This window comes from Streptomyces sp. LS-MS-L19 (genome assembly GCF_058382285.1).
Map to the genome: position 1 here is coordinate 2,881,669 of NZ_JBYCLL010000001.1, position 16,120 is coordinate 2,897,788.

General features: G+C 66.7%; 10 protein-coding genes, 1 other RNA gene and 1 pseudogene. 4 read left to right on the top strand and 8 right to left on the bottom strand.

The annotated features are described in order from the left end of the window. Positions 1 to 26 precede the first annotated feature (26 nt). Positions 27 to 2,159: a UvrD-helicase domain-containing protein gene (locus AC2XR2_RS12680; protein WP_491515079.1), complete on the top strand. Its 2,133-nt coding sequence runs from the start codon at positions 27 to 29 to the stop codon at positions 2,157 to 2,159. A 31-nt stretch (positions 2,160 to 2,190) separates the two neighbouring features. Here AC2XR2_RS12680 and AC2XR2_RS12685 read toward each other — a convergent pair whose 3' ends face one another. Beyond that, positions 2,191 to 3,852: an N-6 DNA methylase gene (locus tag AC2XR2_RS12685; protein WP_491515080.1), complete on the bottom strand. Its 1,662-nt coding sequence runs from the start codon at positions 3,850 to 3,852 to the stop codon at positions 2,191 to 2,193. A gap of 226 nt (positions 3,853 to 4,078) precedes the next feature. Between AC2XR2_RS12685 and AC2XR2_RS12690 the strand changes: the two genes are divergently transcribed. Beyond that, a complete protein-coding gene (locus AC2XR2_RS12690; RefSeq protein WP_491515081.1) occupies positions 4,079 to 4,534 on the top strand; it encodes a phosphatase PAP2 family protein in 456 nt (151 codons plus the stop codon). Between the two features lie 540 nt (positions 4,535 to 5,074). Here AC2XR2_RS12690 and AC2XR2_RS12695 read toward each other — a convergent pair. Both AC2XR2_RS12695 and AC2XR2_RS12700 read right to left on the bottom strand, forming a co-directional pair. Then, entirely contained in the window at positions 5,075 to 5,569 is a 495-nt protein-coding gene (locus AC2XR2_RS12695; RefSeq protein ID WP_491515082.1) for an Imm1 family immunity protein, read from the bottom strand. Beyond that, entirely contained in the window at positions 5,566 to 9,522 is a 3,957-nt protein-coding gene (locus AC2XR2_RS12700) for a DddA-like double-stranded DNA deaminase toxin (RefSeq protein WP_491515083.1), read from the bottom strand. Before AC2XR2_RS12700 ends, AC2XR2_RS12695 begins: the two co-directional genes overlap by 4 nt. A 650-nt stretch (positions 9,523 to 10,172) precedes the next feature. On the opposite strand from AC2XR2_RS12700, the gene AC2XR2_RS12705 reads away from it, so the two are divergent. Further along, positions 10,173 to 10,676, top strand: a complete 504-nt coding sequence (locus tag AC2XR2_RS12705) for a hypothetical protein (RefSeq protein WP_491515084.1) — start codon at positions 10,173 to 10,175, stop codon at positions 10,674 to 10,676. Between the two features lie 202 nt (positions 10,677 to 10,878). Then, a complete protein-coding gene (locus tag AC2XR2_RS12710) occupies positions 10,879 to 12,471 on the top strand; it encodes a trypsin-like serine protease (protein WP_491515085.1) in 1,593 nt (530 codons plus the stop codon). 123 nt (positions 12,472 to 12,594) lie between these two features. On the opposite strand, the gene AC2XR2_RS12715 is transcribed toward AC2XR2_RS12710, so the two are convergent. From AC2XR2_RS12715 to AC2XR2_RS12735, 5 genes and pseudogenes are all read right to left on the bottom strand, one after another. Then, positions 12,595 to 13,245, bottom strand: a complete 651-nt coding sequence (locus AC2XR2_RS12715; protein WP_491515086.1) for an L-threonylcarbamoyladenylate synthase — start codon at positions 13,243 to 13,245, stop codon at positions 12,595 to 12,597. 32 nt (positions 13,246 to 13,277) lie between these two features. Then, on the bottom strand, positions 13,278 to 13,916 hold the full coding sequence (locus AC2XR2_RS12720) for a phytanoyl-CoA dioxygenase family protein (protein WP_491515087.1): 639 nt from the start codon (positions 13,914 to 13,916) through the stop codon (positions 13,278 to 13,280). Between the two features lie 44 nt (positions 13,917 to 13,960). Next, a complete protein-coding gene (locus AC2XR2_RS12725) occupies positions 13,961 to 14,134 on the bottom strand; it encodes a hypothetical protein (protein ID WP_491515088.1) in 174 nt (57 codons plus the stop codon). Positions 14,135 to 14,797: 663 nt separating this feature from the next. After that, positions 14,798 to 15,202, bottom strand: an RNA gene (gene rnpB / locus AC2XR2_RS12730) — RNase P RNA component class A. 133 nt (positions 15,203 to 15,335) lie between these two features. After that, positions 15,336 to 16,118, bottom strand: a pseudogene (locus AC2XR2_RS12735) (DMT family transporter); the annotation flags it as partial. Between the last annotated feature and the right edge of the window lie 2 nt (positions 16,119 to 16,120).

Below are 16,120 nucleotides of genomic sequence, written 5' to 3' on the forward strand. Positions count from 1 at the left end.
TCCGTTCAGGATGGGGAGTGCGCCTCGTGCCGCAGCTCGCGTTCGCCAACAGTTTCTGGGAGAGCTACGACGTCCTGGAGCGGCCCGTCAAGGCCGGTGTGCGCAAGGCGATGCAGAAGTTCCAGCAACTGACCGTGCCCGAACTGCATGCGGACAAGGGGCTGCACCTGGAGTCCGTGGAGAACGCACGCGACCCCCGCATGCGGACCATCCGCGTCAACGACTTCTGGCGGGGCGTCGTCCTCGCCCCTGACGACGGCAGTGAAGTCTTCCTGCTCGTCAACGTCGTTCCCCACGACGACGCCTACACCTGGGCCGCGAAGCGGCTGTACACGACGAACTCCGCGACCCGGGCGCTGGAGGTCCGCAACGTCGCGGCGATCGAGCAGCTGACCCCGGCCCTGGAAAAGGCCGCCGCGGTCGCCGACTCGCTTCTCTTCGCTCAGTACTCGGACACGGTGCTGCGCCAACTCGGCATCGACGAACAGGTTCTGCGGGCCGTGCGGACCATCGTCGACAAGGCGCAGCTGCGGGCCTTCGAGACGCTGCTGCCGGAGGACCAGTGCGAGGTGCTGCAGTACCTCGCCGAGGGCTTCAGCCCCGAAGAGGTGTACCGGGACGTGGTCGCCGTCCGGCGGCCCGTCGACGCGGGGCCCGATCCCGACGAAAGCCTGGCCGTCGTCATCGCCAACACCACGAGTCGCATCACCCTCGTCACCGGCTCCGAGGAACTCGCCGACATCTTGGAGAAGCCGTTCACGGCTTGGCGGGTGTTCCTGCACCCCTCACAGCGCCGCGTCGCCTACCGGACGTCGTACGGCGGCCCGGTACAGGTCACCGGCGGCCCGGGGACCGGCAAAACCGTCGCGGCACTGCACCGGGTCAAGCACCTGCTCACCCGCTCACCGGACACCCGCGTTTTGCTCACCACGTTCACCAACGCCCTTGCGGCGTCACTGCGGGAGAACCTGGCCGTTCTCCTGGACGACGCATCACTGCTCACCCGCGTCGAGGTGACCACGGTCAACGCCTATGCGCACGGCATCGTCACGCGCTTCGACGGCCGGGCGCCCTCCCCGATCGGCGACCGGGAAGAGCGACAGATATGGCATCGGGTGGTCAAGAAGCTCGGCCTGCCCTGGACGGAGCAGTTCCTGGCCCAGGAGTACCGCCACGTCGTCCTCGCGCAGGATCTCCGTAACCTGGACGACTACCGCGCGGCCTCCCGGCGCGGTCGCGGCAGCGCGTTGTCGTCCGTCAAACGGGAGCAACTGTGGCCCGCCATCGAACTGTTCGAGTCCATGCTGCGCGACCAGAAATCCACCACCCATCTCAAGGTGTGCTCCCGCGCGGCCGAACTCCTGGCCGCTTCTTCCCCCACGCACGATCATGTGGTCGTCGACGAGGCGCAGGACTTGCACCCGGCCCAGTGGCGCGTCCTGCGCGGCGCAGTGACAGCGGGCAGCGATGACCTGTTCATCACCGGCGACCCGCACCAGCGGATCTACGACTCGAAGGTCTCCCTCGGTTCCCTCGGCATCTCTGTCACTGGACGAACGCACCGCCTGCGCATCAACTACCGCAGTACGGAAGAGATCCTTGCCTGGTCGACAGGCATCCTCACCCCGGTGTCGGTCGACGACCTGGGTGGCGAGGGCAGCGCTACCTTGGCGGGCTACCGGTCGCTCCTGCACGGCCGTACACCGCATATAAACGGATACGGCTCGGAACAGGCGGAGATCGCGGCGCTCGTCGAGCGCGTGGAGACCTGGATCGCGCAGGGCATCCGGTCGTCGGAGATCGGCGTGTGCGCCCGCTTCAACGTGCTGCTCGACAAGGCGTACGACAAGCTGGTCGCAGCCGGGGTGCCGGTGGTCCGGGTCAGGGACGACCCGCGGCCGGACACGGACGGCGTACGACTGGCCACCATGCATGCCATGAAGGGACTGGAGTTCCGCTGCGTCGCCGTCGTCGGAGCTACGGCGAGCGCGCTTCCTTTCACCCGCGAGGTGACGCCGGCCTCAGTGGACCCGCTGCAGCACGATTCGGACCTGCTCCGGGAGCGGTGTCTCCTGTTCGTGGCATGCACGCGTGCACGGGAGGCGCTCGCGGTGTCCTGGAGTGGATCGGCCAGTCCGTTCGTTCCGCAAGCGAAGTAGCGAACAGCTGCTCCCTCTATGTGACTGTCCGTCAATCTCCGGGTCTGAGAGCCCCGTTACCGAGTCCGTCCCGTGCCAGCGCCGATGCCTGTCCGCTGAGTTCCGCCACCCTGCGCGCCCGCTCCTCGAACTCCTGAAGTGCACGGAACGCTGCCCCGTATCGACGCTGCTCGACAATGTCCATCTGCGGGATGCGAGCCCCCTTGCCGTCGAGCCGATAGGTGCCACTGGCACTGGTGGACCGACGGGTGTTCGCCGCGCTGCGCAGAAATCCCTGAAGGTAATCGGTATCGAGTTGATCGCTCACCGATACCGGCTCCGGATCGCCGTACTCGACCAACCCTGCACGCGCGAGGTCGGCCACACTGACCGACGGCCCTTCCAAAGCACCGGCGCCGCCGCCTCCCATCAGACTCGGCAGCAGGTCGGCCAGCAGGCCCACCTGCTCGGCCAGCTCCTGTCGCAGCGCCCGGTATTCGGTCGCGTAGTCACGGTGGGACTCCTCGATGTGACGGCCGGGAGTGAGATCCACAGCGTCGTCGAGGAGTTCGATCAGGGGGACGTCCACCCACTGGTCGGCCTCTGGCTCCAACGGCGCGTCCGGATCGTTCGCCGTGAGATCGACCATGCGCACCTTGACGGTGGCGTCATCAAGGGATTGCGGGCGGCGCAGATGCCACAGATGCACAGGGAGAGCGTGTGAAGCAGCAGCGCCCGGGGGCAGGGCGATGATGTGTGTGAGGAGGCCGCGGCGCACAAGCTCGGCCCGGATACGGCGACCCGCCTTGCGGTAGGCGACCGAGGCCGGCATGACCATGAGAACGCGCCCGCCCGGCACGGTGTGTGCATAGGCGTGTTGCAGCCAGGCCAGTTCGCCTTCGGCACGTGAGGGTGTGCCGAGCTCCCACCTCGAGTCGAGGAGCAGGTCCTCACGTCCCCAGTCTGTAGTGCCGACAGGTGGATCACAGACGACGAGATCGGCCTTGAGGTCTGACCAGTGGTCATCGCGCAGGGAATCTCCCGTGCGGATGTCGACGTCGCTGCGCGCCGTGAGATCGGCTCGCAACTGCGCGAATCGAGCACTGCGGGCGTCGGCCTCCTGACCACACCGCGTCGGCCCGAGCTCGGGTCCGACAGCCAACAGGAGCGTTCCGATACCGCACGCCGGGTCGAAGAGGACCGCTTCAGCCGGCACTTCGCCGGCGAAGTGCCGCACGGCCCGCACGATACGCGGTGAGGTGACCTGGTCGGATCCCGCCCGGCGTACGGAGTCGGTGAAGCGCTCGGTGAGCGCACTCATCACGTCGCCGGGGGTCCCACTGTCGGCGAGCTGCCGCGCCAGTCGAACGACATCTGTTGGCAGAGCCTTTGGGGCCTCACCCTCACCACTGGCGAACATCTGGGCGACGTCGGCGAGCCCAGCGATCATCTCGTCGCCGTAGGCCGCTCTCAGTGCCTGCCACAGCGACACTTCTGCCGAGACATCCTGCCCCTTGCGCTGCTTGTCCAGCCACGCCTTCACCGCGGTCAGATCGAACAACGGGGTGTTCGCACCGCCGCCTGCGGGCGCGGGGAAATCCTCGTATCGACGCCTCCAGTTGGAGACAGCGGCACGTGTGACCCCTGCAAGCCGGGCGATCTCAGAGCCGGTGACTAGAGGTCCGCCAACTGGCGGGGCGGGATGGTCTGCCATACGCGCCACCGTACACGGGCCTCATAGCCCCATCAATGATCGAGCGCGTTGACAACGTACACACACCTATGGTGACCTGCGCGGCTGCGTACGTGCCTAGGGAGAACCGGTCTGCGCCAGCAGATTCGCTGGAACACCCTGTAGCGGCAGACGAGTCGGGCTATACGCGATACTTCTGATCATCGGCTGGCACAGCACAAGCAGCGTCACGGGGCTCGGGCGGGGCGTGCTGGCGGCCCTGTTCTGCGGCGGCATCCCGTTCGCCGTCATCATGCTCGGCGTGAAGCGCGGCAGCTGGACCGACAAACATGTAACAGTCCGTGAGCAGCGCGCCGTCCCCCTCCTCGCCACGATGACGTCGGTGCTCATCGGCATCTCGCTGCTCGTTGCCTTCAAGGCGCCTCGCGAGGTGTTCGCCCTGGTCGTCGCCATGCTCGTCGGCCTCATCGTGACCATGATCGTGACCGTCTGGTGGAAGGTCTCGGTGCACACCGCCGTCGCCAGCGGGGTAGTTGTGATCTTGTTGCTCGCCTACGGCATGAACATGGCTCCGTTGTTGCTCGGAATCGCAGCCATCAGTTGGTCACGTGTCGTCCTCCGCGATCACACCCCCACTCAAACCGTTGTCGGCGCCCTGCTCGGGGGGCTGGCAGCTGCCGTTGTGTTCAGCCTGATGCGCTGACACGACCGCCCTTCACCTGACCGCGGCGCCGCTTCTGACGAACGGAGTTCGGCGAGCGTTTGGTGACGGCCTCCCGCCACCGCTCCCGGTGACCGTTGTCGTGGAGCCGGTGGTACACGGTCTCGCGTCGTCCCCCCGCTCGCCACGCCGTCGTGACCGCCGATGTTGTGAGCGAGTAGGTCGTGAGCGAACGGGATGCTCCCGGCGGGACTGACCGCCTGCCTCGGCTCACCGAGCTCGATCTTGGGATGCGGGCCAACACCGGAGTGATCACGCGTTGCGGCGCCCCCTGGATCCTCCCAGAGCCGGCCAACCCCTCCCCGAACCCTCGACGGCCCTCTGAATCGACGGCCGGGACGCCGTACACGACCCGTGACAACCCTCGTCACCGACCACCGCCGGTATCTGCTCACCACCTCGGCGTAACGTTTGTGCGGTAGCAACCAAGCCATTCCCTGCATGTCTGACGTCACGTGCGAGAAGGCCGGGCCGCAAAAGCGCGGTCCGGCCTTCCCAGTTACGGCCAGAGAGGAGAAATCTCTACGAATCCAATCGCTGACCGTTTACCGTACTCGGCTCCCACTCAACGACTGCAGGGCGTTTCCCTTGATTAAAACAAAACTCCTCAAGGGCTTCTTTGACTTTTTGCACGGGTATCACATTCCGCTTGTCGTACCACAGCGGAAAGCAGGGGTCTGCCGTAACCCTGGGGTCGAAACTCGGTGGATCCTCACTGCTGGTTACCCAGTAGAAATAATCTGGATTTTCCTGCACTTGCTCACCCCACCAGATCATTCCTGCGTATCCCGTGGTTCGATTTATGCCGATAGTGAGGGAGTTCTCGGCGACCTTCGGAACATCCGCGCCTGCGGGCAGGTCGAATACGTGGAACGATGCGGTCGTTCCCGGGTCGAACCCTACAGGGACCTCTCGCTCCGATTCGAGCTCTTTCAGAGTTCGACTGATGGCGATTTCCACCTCACGTCGAGTCGAGGCTCGCCCCATTTGTCCGTTGATCCAGAATTCGACGATCACTGCTGCCTGCCTGGTCCTTTACCGACGAGCACTGTGGGTTCCCTTGCTCCAGGATAATACACGGTCAGCGTATTCCCCTCAGGAAGGATGGCCTCGACGAGTTCGGTACAGCTATCCCTGCCTGTACACACACCTCTGTTGTTGTTGATCACAACGGAGGCGTGTTCAACTCCGTTCGTCAACATTTTGTAAGCCAGTTTCGTTTCCACGTGGCTTTCTCCGTGGAAATTCGTCTGCAGTCGGTGACCATAACCGATCTCTTTCAAGTAGGCGATCACCGCGTCCCGATCCGCGTCGTTTGCGCTGATCATGCGGTCAGGAAGAGCCGGGATGGGGTTGCCATGGGCGTCCCGGACCACGCCGGTGGTCACCCATTCGTCGGCGATTCCTTCGAGGGCTTCGTCTACCCAAGCCAAGCAGCCGTCCGTGTTGTGCACCAGGACGTTGGTGGTGCCGGTGGAGACGTAGTAGGTGTGCAGGTCCTCGACAGTGAGGTCGTAGGCGTCCTGCAGGCCTCCCCAGCTGTGCGTGCGGGCAATGGTGGCAGTGCTGTTCTGCGGGGTGCGCAGGGTGTCGCCGACCGTGAGCGCGTCGGCGTTTTTCCACGACTGGTCGCTGACGGACCAGTAGGGGTGGTGGTTGGTCGAGGTGAGGGTGGAGCCGTCGGCCAGGGTGAGGTCGGTGAAGTTCCGGTCGTCGGGGGTGTGGATGGTACGGGTGACGCGCCGGGAGCCCGTCTCGCCGGTCGTGGGGTCGGTGGCCGTGACGTGGTCGCCGGCGTCGATCTGTTCGATCGGGCGTGCGGTGCCGTCGGCCATGAGCACGGGGGTACCGGCGGGGAAGCTGTGTGCGGCCCCGGTGAGGCAGCTGATGGTGCGGCGAGTGGATCGGAGTCCCTTGAGGGCAGCGACGCCGTCGCCGATCTTGGCGGCGAGTTTGAGCTTGCCCCAGGGCGTGACGCCGACGACGGCTATGACGCAGCCGACGGCGGTGGGGTTGTCGATGCAGCGCTGGACGTCGGCGAGGCCCGTCAGCTCCCAGATGATCGTGGCGTAGGTACGGGGGTCCTTCGCCAGCTCCACGGCCCTGTCGATTGCCCCGTCGTCACAGATGGTCGTGGCCGACCTGAGTGTTTCGAGCATGGGGCCAGGAAGCGAAAAACTGTCCAGCGGGAGGAGACTTGCGCAGCGGTTACGGGCAGTGTTGTCCTCCTGCGCTTTACGTTCTTCCTCCGCTTGTTTGCGGGCCTGTTCTGCCTCTTTTTCGGCGAGTGCGCGGGTGTTTTCCCAGGCCGCACTGGCGGCTGCTTCCGCTTCGTCGGCGGACTTGCCCGCGGCGATGGCCGAGGCCCGGGCCCGGTCTGCGGCGTTGTCGGCCTGCTGGGCGGAGTAGCGGGCGTAGGAGGCGGAGAACTCTGCGTCGGCCGCGGAGTCCTCAGCGGCGGTGGCATCCTGGGCAGCCCGGTCGGCAGCATCGCGGGCGGCGGTTGCAGAGGCGGCGGCGTCGGCGGCGCTCCGTACGGCGGCCTCGGCGGATGCGTCGGCGTCCGATGCGTACTTCGCGGCCAGGTCTGCGGAGTCCTGTGCCTTTGCCGCAGCGCTGGCAGCCTCGGCGGCGGCGTTGGTGGCTTTCGCGGCGGCTTCGGCGGCGCGCCAGGCGTCCTCGTTCGCCTGCGCGGCGACCAGGCCGCCTTCCGCGAGGAGGCGCTGGACCTGGTTGACGTGGACGTCGGCGAGGTCGTCCTTGCGTTGGGCCATGTACTGGCCAGTGGTGATGAACTCGTGGATGAGTTCGGGTGGGCCGGCGAGTGCGATCTTCGCGGCTGCCTGGACCTCGGCTCCGCCTGTCTCGGCGAGACGGGCGGTGATGACCTTCTCGTCGGTCAAGCGTGCTTCGTACTGGCCGATGTGCAGAAATGTCGCCAGTACCTTGCCGTTACTGCTGGCGAGGGCGCTCTTGGCGTCGTTGCTGACGCTGATGCCCCCGGTCTCGGCGAGCCGGGCGACCGCGACCTTCAGGTCGTCCAGGCCGGCCTCGTACTGGCCAGAGGTGTAGAACTTCTCGATCTGGGCCGGGGTGCCGCTGAGAGCAGCGGTCGCGGCGGTACGGATGGAGGCGTACGGACTCTGCGAGCTCAGGTCGACGACGCGCTGACGGATGTCGTGGCGGTCGGCTTCTTTCCAGCGGGTGCGCAGGTAATCCAGGACGTCCTGGTCGGTGCCTGCCAGTGCGCGAGCGGCTGCCTCCTGGTGCCAGGGACCGAGCAGCTTCAGGGCCTGCATCGCCAGCTCGCGCCCCCGGACGGCAGTGGCCTGGACGTCTACGTCAGGCCGGCTGGCTTCCTGCGCCAGTTCAGCCGCGGTGTCACTCAGCGACAAGGCCTCGACCTGGGCCGCAGCCGAGGCCGAGATGGACGCCGTGGAGGTCGTCTTCATCGAACGGGCTCGTTCGACGGCTGCGTCGGTGCGGGTTTCGAGGTCGGCGCTCTCCGTCTTTCGGGCCAGTTCGAAGATGTCTTTGGCCTTGGCTACGGCTGCTGTCGCGGCATCGGCAGCGGCCTTCGCAGCGTCGGCGTTCTTGCGTGCGGTGGCAGCGTAGGCGGCGGCGTTGCCGGCCTGTTCAGCTGCCTCGTCGGCGTAATCGGCGGACTTCTTGGCGTGGGCGGCGGCCGAGTTCGCGGCGTCACGGGCTCCATAGGCGGCGGTGGCCGCACGGCGAGCCAGATCGGCGGAGCGGACGGCTGCACGGTCGGCGGCATCGGCGTGGCGGCGTGCTTCTGCCGCAGCCTGCCGGGCCTCGCTGGAATGCAGGCCGGCCGCGTCCGCGTAACCGTTCGCTTCCTCTGCCGCATCGGCAGCAGCCCGGGCGTTGCCGGACGCGCTCATGGCCGAATCCGCTGCCACTGCTGCTGCGGCTGACGCCAGCCCAGCGTTCTGTGCGGCGATCGCGGATTCTTCGGCCGCCTCGCCCGCGGCCCTGGCTTGTTGCGCGGCCTGCTTGGCGGCGTCGGCATCTGCCTCGTCGCGGGCGGCGGCGATGGCTGCCTTGTAGGCGTTGTTTGCCGCTTCAGCGGCTGCGGCGGCCGCCGCAGCGGTCTGCGCGGCGGCCAGTGCGGCCCGTCGTGCAGCCGCGTTGGCGGCATTCGCGGCCCCGATGGCCTCCTGCGCGGCGTCAGCCGCAGCCCGCGCGGCGTCAGCGGCCTGCTTGGCCTTGACCGCGGCCTTCTTGGAGTCGTCCTTGGCAGCCGCGGTCTCGGCAGCCGCCTTCTGGGCAGCCTCCTTGGCCAACTCCGAGGCCTGTATCGCCTTCTTGGACGACTCCTCAGCAGTCTTCCTGGCGTCGTCGGCCAGTCGGCCGGCCCGCTCAGCCTGTTCGATCAGCTGGGCGACCGACGCATGCTCCTGGTCCCGGTTGCGGGCGGTGAACTGCCCGATCTCCAAGAACTCGACGATGTCCGCGGCGGTCCCGCGCAGTGCGACTTTGGCGGCTGCCTTCACGTTCGGGCCGCCGAGCGTTGCCAGGCGGGACACCTCGACGCGGTTGTCGTCCTGAAGAGCCGTGTACTGACCACTGTTGAGGAACAGCTCCCGGTCATCGGCCGTACCGCGCAAGGCGGCCTTCCCCGCCTCCCGTACGCCGGGGCCGCCGAGCGTGACCATGCGGGCGATCTCGACCTTGCGGTCCTCGTCCAGAGACTCCTCGTAGCCAGAGAGGAGGAATGTCTCCAGTTCGGCCGGTGACAGCCGCATCGCCTCTTTGGCAGCCTGCCGGAGGCCGGGCCCACCAGTCATCGCCAAGCGGGCCACGTCGACGCGGTCGTCGTCGTACGCAATGGCCGAGGCTTCGTTGAGGAACTTGCGGACCGCCTCGTCATCGCCGAGCAGAGCCTGCTCGGCGGCCTCCTTCAGACCCGCCCCGCCGGTCTCCCAGTAGCTGACGACGTCCGCCCGCACTCCTGCGGGCAGTGGCGTGGTCTCCTCCGCTACCGCAGCCGGCGCCCCCAGCAGGCCCGACAGCAGACCTGCGGACAGTAGTACCTGAAGCGCTCGTCGTGGCGTTGAATACTTTCCTATCGCTCCCGAACCAGAAATTCGGGAAGGCGTGCGCCGTCTCACCGGCAGCCCCCTATGCAAGGTGAAGAATGCCTAGGCGCCGAGCGTCGAAACGGCATCTAAAAACAACAACCTACGCCTCGAAATACACCTGACGACATAGCGAGGAATAGGCGAAAAAAGCACCGCCGCTCAGCGATCATGCTCAAAATCATGCACTTTACCCGACCTGCACCTCGTTGGCAGTCTTCACTCTTGAACACCGTTCGATCGAGGCATCTTTGCAGGTCAGGTAGACCATAAGTGCAGGACGAGTGAAGATCATACGTCAAGAGAAGGTCAAGCGGAAGGTCTCTGGCGGCCGATTTTACGCAAGGATCGTCACGCCCCTTATTGCGGCACTCGAGATACCGGTGGGTTGGCCGGAAATAGCCAGCCTCTTGTGACGCCCGTCACATCCGTTGACTTACCGCGAAGGCTTTATGTGTAATTCACTTCTCCAGTGACTGGCTCACTCTTGAATTCGCGACATCTATAGACCGAGGTGAACTATGGCAATCACGCGTAGACGCGGGGCCCTGCTCGCTGTACTGCTGTCAGCCGCTGCGGCCACCGCGACGACCCTCGGCGTGGCTCACGCCGACAACGCCGGCGGCAGCACGGCCGCGGCCACAGATGAGATGCCGCACGTCGTCGAGGACTTCAGCTACCCGGGTGCAGCCAGAATCAAGGCAGAGACCGGGGCAGTCCTCAAGCGCGGTGACGGCCATCTCCTGCTGATGACGTGCGACGGCAGCGAGGACATCTGGATTCAGAGCAGGAGCGGGCAGAAGGACTTCTGCTTCGACATCAAGGTGAAGCCCGCCTACCTCACGCTCGAGATCCCCCAGGCCTACGGCATCTGGACCTCGGCTGACCCGGTCAAGACCACCCTCAAGAAGGACGATGGCACCACCACCGTCCTCAATGCCCCTGCCAACGACTTCACCGGTTTCGGAGAGGCTGGCGCCGACGGCGACCCCACCATGCTCATCGAACTCCGCGTCACCGGCTGACCCGTATCTTCCAGCGCTTGCCCCAAGCCTGCGTCACGCCTCGCGTCTCACTGCAAGACGCCTCCAGCACCCAACGCAACGGGTTATCAGCCACCTAGGGCAGGCCCACGAGCGCCCCACTCCGTCTGCTACAAGCTTAAGGAAGACACACGTGCCCACCAGATGCTCCCGCCGCGCACGGGGAACGGCCCTGCTGGCAGCCATGACCGCAGCCTTGTTCCTCACTCCGTCACCCGCCATGGCGATTGGGGGAGATGCCGCTGCCGCCGGTGCTGACGCCTTCACCGTGAAACTCGACATCGGCGGGGAACGCGCCTGCACGGGCACGCTCCTGAACAACCAGTGGATCATCACCGCGTCCAGCTGCTTCGCGGACGGCCCTTCCGCACCCACCGCGCTGGCTGCGGGAGTGCCGAAGCTCAAGACCACGGCAGTAATCGGCCGCACGCTCCTGACAGGCACAGCCGGGCAGGAGCGTCAGGTGGTGAACCTGGTACCGCATCCTGAGCGGGACTTGGTGGTGGCCCAGCTGGACAGTCCGGTCCAGAGCATCGGCTGGCTGCACCCGGCCAGGACCGTGCCCACGACCGGAGAGACGCTACTGGGCGCGGGCTACGGGCGTACTGCGGACACTTGGGTACCCGACCAGCTCCACCAGGCGTCCTACACTGCGACCGCGGTCCAGGACGGCCAGATCGGGATTGACGGCACCCCGGTGTGCAAGGGCGACGCCGGATCGCCGGTGTTCCGCCAAGTGGACGGCCGTGCCGAACTGGTCGCCGTCACCAGCAAGTCGTGGCAGGGCGGCTGCCTGGAGGTCGACGAGACCCGTACCGGGGCCGTGGCGGAGCGCGTCGACGACATCCGCAACTGGATCACGGCCTCGACGGCGTCCACACTGAACCGGTGGAAGACCCAGACGCTGGCCCTGACGGATACCGGGCTGTACCACGCCATGCGGGACAGCAACGGCGACTGGACCGGGTTCGGCGACGTCGAGAAGGCCGCCGGCACGATCGAGAGTGTCTCCTACGCCGCCCACGCGGGCATTCGCGACACCGATTACGTCTTCGCTGTCGGCGGCGACGGACACGTCTACCAGGCGAGCCGGCGGCCCACCGGCGGATGGGGAGCCTTCACCGACATCACCTCCGTCCTGGGTGACAAGCCAGGCCTCACGGAAGCGGCCGTGACTTCGACCGGCGCGGGGCTGGCCCTGGTCGGCTTGGCCGGTGACCGCGTCTACCACGCCGTCATGAACGAGGACCTGACCTGGAGCAAGTGGGGTGACGTCACCAATCTGCTCGGCACCCTGCAGGGCGCCAGCCAGGTCACGGTCGCTCAGACCTCCGGCGGCAACACCCACGTCGGCGTGATCGCCGGTACCAAGGCCTACCACACCGTCCGGGCCTCGGACGGCTCCTGGTCCAAGTGGGGCCACGTCAACCAGGAGGCCATCACACCCGGCGCAGCCAACGGCATATCCTTCGCCGGTATCGGCGGAGATCTTCAGATCATCCTGACCAATGCCACCGGCGGTGCCCGGCACGGCATCCGCTCCGCCGACGGTAGCTGGAGTGCCTTCGGCAGCCTCACCAGCCGCCTTGGCTCCGAGGTCATGACGAGCGTCAGCGCCGCCGCAGTGAACGGAGAGTTCCAGACCGCCGTAGTCGCCAACACTGGACGTATCCGTCACACCCTCCGTCATGCCAACGGCAAATGGGATGCCACCGAACAGCTCACCGGCTACCCCGGAACCGCCAGCCTCGTCTCCCTCACCGGCAGCACCAGCTGACACCCGGCACCAAACGAACAGTGGCCGCCGAACGGGAGCTGTGCAACGGCCACGGCCGCAGATAAATTCGCCCTGCGAAAGTTGATCCCTCGCGAATCCTTGCTGGTCGTCATTGCACGCGTCTCAGGTGCCTCGGACGTCGCGCTTCAAGGCGGCCGATATGGCGCGCTGATGAACGAGACTGGTGCACACGAGCCGGGACTCCGGGGTGAAGCAGTCCACGATCGTCATGTGGTTGGCGGCCGGGCAGATGCCGCCGTCCACGATCACGGATGCGGCCACGCCCGTTGTCGTCAAAAAGTGGCCGACCTCGTCGAGGGTGATGGCCGGACCTGCGTCGTCGGGGCCGGCGTCCCCGGAAATGTTGACCGTGGTCGCGGCGAAGGGCGCTGTGGAGAGGGACGCCAACCGGCCGAGGAGGCCGGAGTCGTAGGTGGTCAGCGCGGGAGAGCCAACTGCCGTGTGCCTGGCGGCGTCGGCGGGATCGCGCCACGGCAGCAGGAGTGCGAGATCTCCGGGCCAGAACGCGTCGGCGAGCCGCCTGGCCTCCGCCGTGAGCTGGAAGCATTCCTCGCATGCCTCCAGGGAGGGCAGTACGAACGCCAGGGACTTGCCGGTCGGGCGCTTCTTGCTGTCGAAGATGCGCTTGCAGGCGTCCGGGTTTCCGGCGTCGGCGCAGATCATGTACCAGCGCTTGGTGGGTACGATCACCAGCTCGCCGGCCTCGATGGCGCGGGCGGCGATGTCGAAATCAGTGGGGTGGATCAGGCGCATGGAGGTGCTCCTCACGAGGTCGCGGTCGGTGTTCATCGGGTTGTCGGGGCGGTAGCCGTGACGGTGGTGAGGCGCGGATAGTCGAGCCACGGGTCGCGCAGGGCTTCGAGGCGGCGTTGGGCGTGGTGGGGATGCGACACGCGGAAGTACGCCATGAGCCTGGGCGTCGAGGTGTGGTTCCGGCCCACCGAGTGCGGGACGAGGTGGTGCATGAGCAGGCAGTCGCCCGGCTTGCCGAGAAAGGGTGTTCCGCTTTCGGTGTCGATCTGCGGGGGAACCTGCTCGGTGACGCCGAGGGACCACTCGGTGCCGAACCACCGGGCCATGGTGTGGTGCCCGCCGGGCAGGTAGCGCAGTGCTCCGCCTTCCGGATCGCTGATGTCGGAGAGCACCACGCCGACGAGCAGTGAGAAGGTGCGCAGTTCCTCGGGATCGAGATGCGGGCAGGCGACTCCGTCGACGTGCATCGCCTTCTCGGGCTGCGACGTCGAGAGCGCGTCCGGTATACGGATCTGGATCTGCGTGGTGGTGACCGGCTGGATGCCGCCGAGCAGTTCCCTCGCCAGTTCCTCCGCTCCCGATTTCGAGAACAGGCCAAGCAGGTCCGGGTGTTGGCCGAGTTCGGGTGCGAAGGTGCGTTGTGTGTACGCGGAGATCTGCGAGGAGTCCATCTCATCTCGGACCCAGCCGTCGATGAGGGATGAGGCTCGGGCGATCAGGTCCGCAGGGACGAGGCCATGGCGCGCCACCACTCCAGCCGGTCCGCCGACGCCTGCGGCAGGGCACGGACGACAACGCGCGCCAGGGCGAGGAGCGCGCCGGTGACGGTGGTCAGGACGAGGAGGCAAATAGCGGCCCACCACGGAACCGCAGAGAGGTCGAGCAGCAAGGGAACTCGGCCTTCCGAGAGCATGGGAGCGGGTCGCTGGCGGACCCAGTCAGGGCAATGCCGACGGGCGTGATGGCCGAGCGATGATGCCCATGCTGGTGGGAGATCGCTCGACTCGGCCCTGTTCAGGTGGCCCTATCACCGGGGTCGGCAGCCGGTGACGCCATTGGCGCCACGTCGGCCATGTGCATCCCCCTTGTGCTCTCTCCGTTCTTCGATGGTTTCCCGGTCGGGTGGTCGCTACACTCCGGCCGCTCGGCCGCGACGATGCAAGGAGTTCCATATGGAAGACCAGTGGGGAACATCGTTGTTGCCCTGATGGCGACGGGGCAGCGCGCTGGTCGACACCTTTCCGGGCGAAGACAGGTCACCGATCAGGCGGCGGTGGACGGACAGTGGCGACCACTGTCCGTCCACGTCCTACCTCGTGGTCGTTGCAAAGCCGTGGGCTCAGATCAACAGCGTCACCTCACGCCCCATAGATCGGACCAGCTCAGAGGTGTCCCACGCCCCTCTGCCCCAGGGACTTTTCAGGGACTTTCAGCGCTGTCCAAGGGACTTCCGAGGGATTTTCCGCCGTGTAACGCGGCAAGCCCCCGAAAGACCGGAAAGGGCCTCCGACGCAGGTCAGGGGCCCTTTCCCAGGCAAACCGCAGGTGGCGGCAGACGAGTCGGGCTATACGCCGGGTTCTGTCACCCAACCGCCTCGCGGCAGCCGGGGAGACGGCCATCCATCTAGGGTCGGCGTTGCCGCCGGCCTCGTGCGGTCTACCCGGGGACTCGGGCGGGCAGCCCTCGAACGTCCCCGCAGGAGCACCGGGGCGCTCCCTTTTGACCTTGCTCCGGGTGGGGTTTACCTAGCTGCCCAGGTCGCCCTGGGCACTGGTGGTCTCTTACACCACCGTTTCACCCTTACCGGAGACCGAAGTCCCCGGCGGTCTGTTTTCTGTGGCACTTTCCCGCGGGTCACCCCGGGTGGCCGTTAGCCATCACCCTGCCCTGTGGAGCCCGGACGTTCCTCGGGGAGCCCTCCAAGAGGGGACTCCACGCGGCCGTCCGCCCGGCTCGTCTGCCGTGCGGACCATGTTACCGGGGCTTCAGGGCAGGACGGTTCGGCGGTCACTCGGACCGGGCCCGCCGTCGCCAGCACCGAGCCCGCCAGGATCAGTGCGAAGGCCACGCCGACGCCCACGGTCAGCGGCTCCGACAGGAACAGCACCCCCGCCGCCACCGCCACCGCCGGATTGACGTACGTGATCACCGTCGCCCTCGTCGGGCCGATCTCCTTGATCAGTTCCAGGAACGCGACGAACGCCACCGCCGTGCAGATCACTCCCAGACCGGCCAGAGCCGCCAGGACCGACGAAGACGGCATGGAGGAAGGCCACGTCAGCGCCGCCCCCGGCGCGTACACCAACGCCGCCAGTGCCAGGCACGGTGCCGTCAGTTGCAATGACGGGATGTCCTTCAGCCAGCGTGCCGCGATCAGCGGGGCCGTCGCGTAGCCCACCACCGTCACCAGCACCTCCGCCATCGACTTCGCGTCGCCGCCGGTCAGGTGCGGGACGGTCAGGACTCCCACCCCTGCCAGCCCCAGCGCCAGGCCCGTCACCCGCCGAGCCCCCAGCCGTTCCGTGTCTCCGAAGAAGCGGGCCAGGAGCACGCCGACTATCGGTACGCCCGCTATCAGCAGGCCCGCCGTCGAGCTGGAAAGGTGGCGTTCCGCGTCCGTCAGCGTGTACCAGGGGCCCATGATCTCGATCACCGCGAAGGCCAGCATGGGCGGCCAGTGCGACCGTACGACGGCGAGAAGGCCACCTTGGCGGATCGCGAACGGGAGCAGGAGCAGTGCGCCCAGGGCGCAGCGTACGAACACCACCATCGCCGCCGACAGCGGGGCGTCCACCGCCACTTTGATCATCAGGTAGGGGATGCCCCACACCACTCCCATCAGGGAGAACAGGAACCAGCCGCGTGCAGTCATGC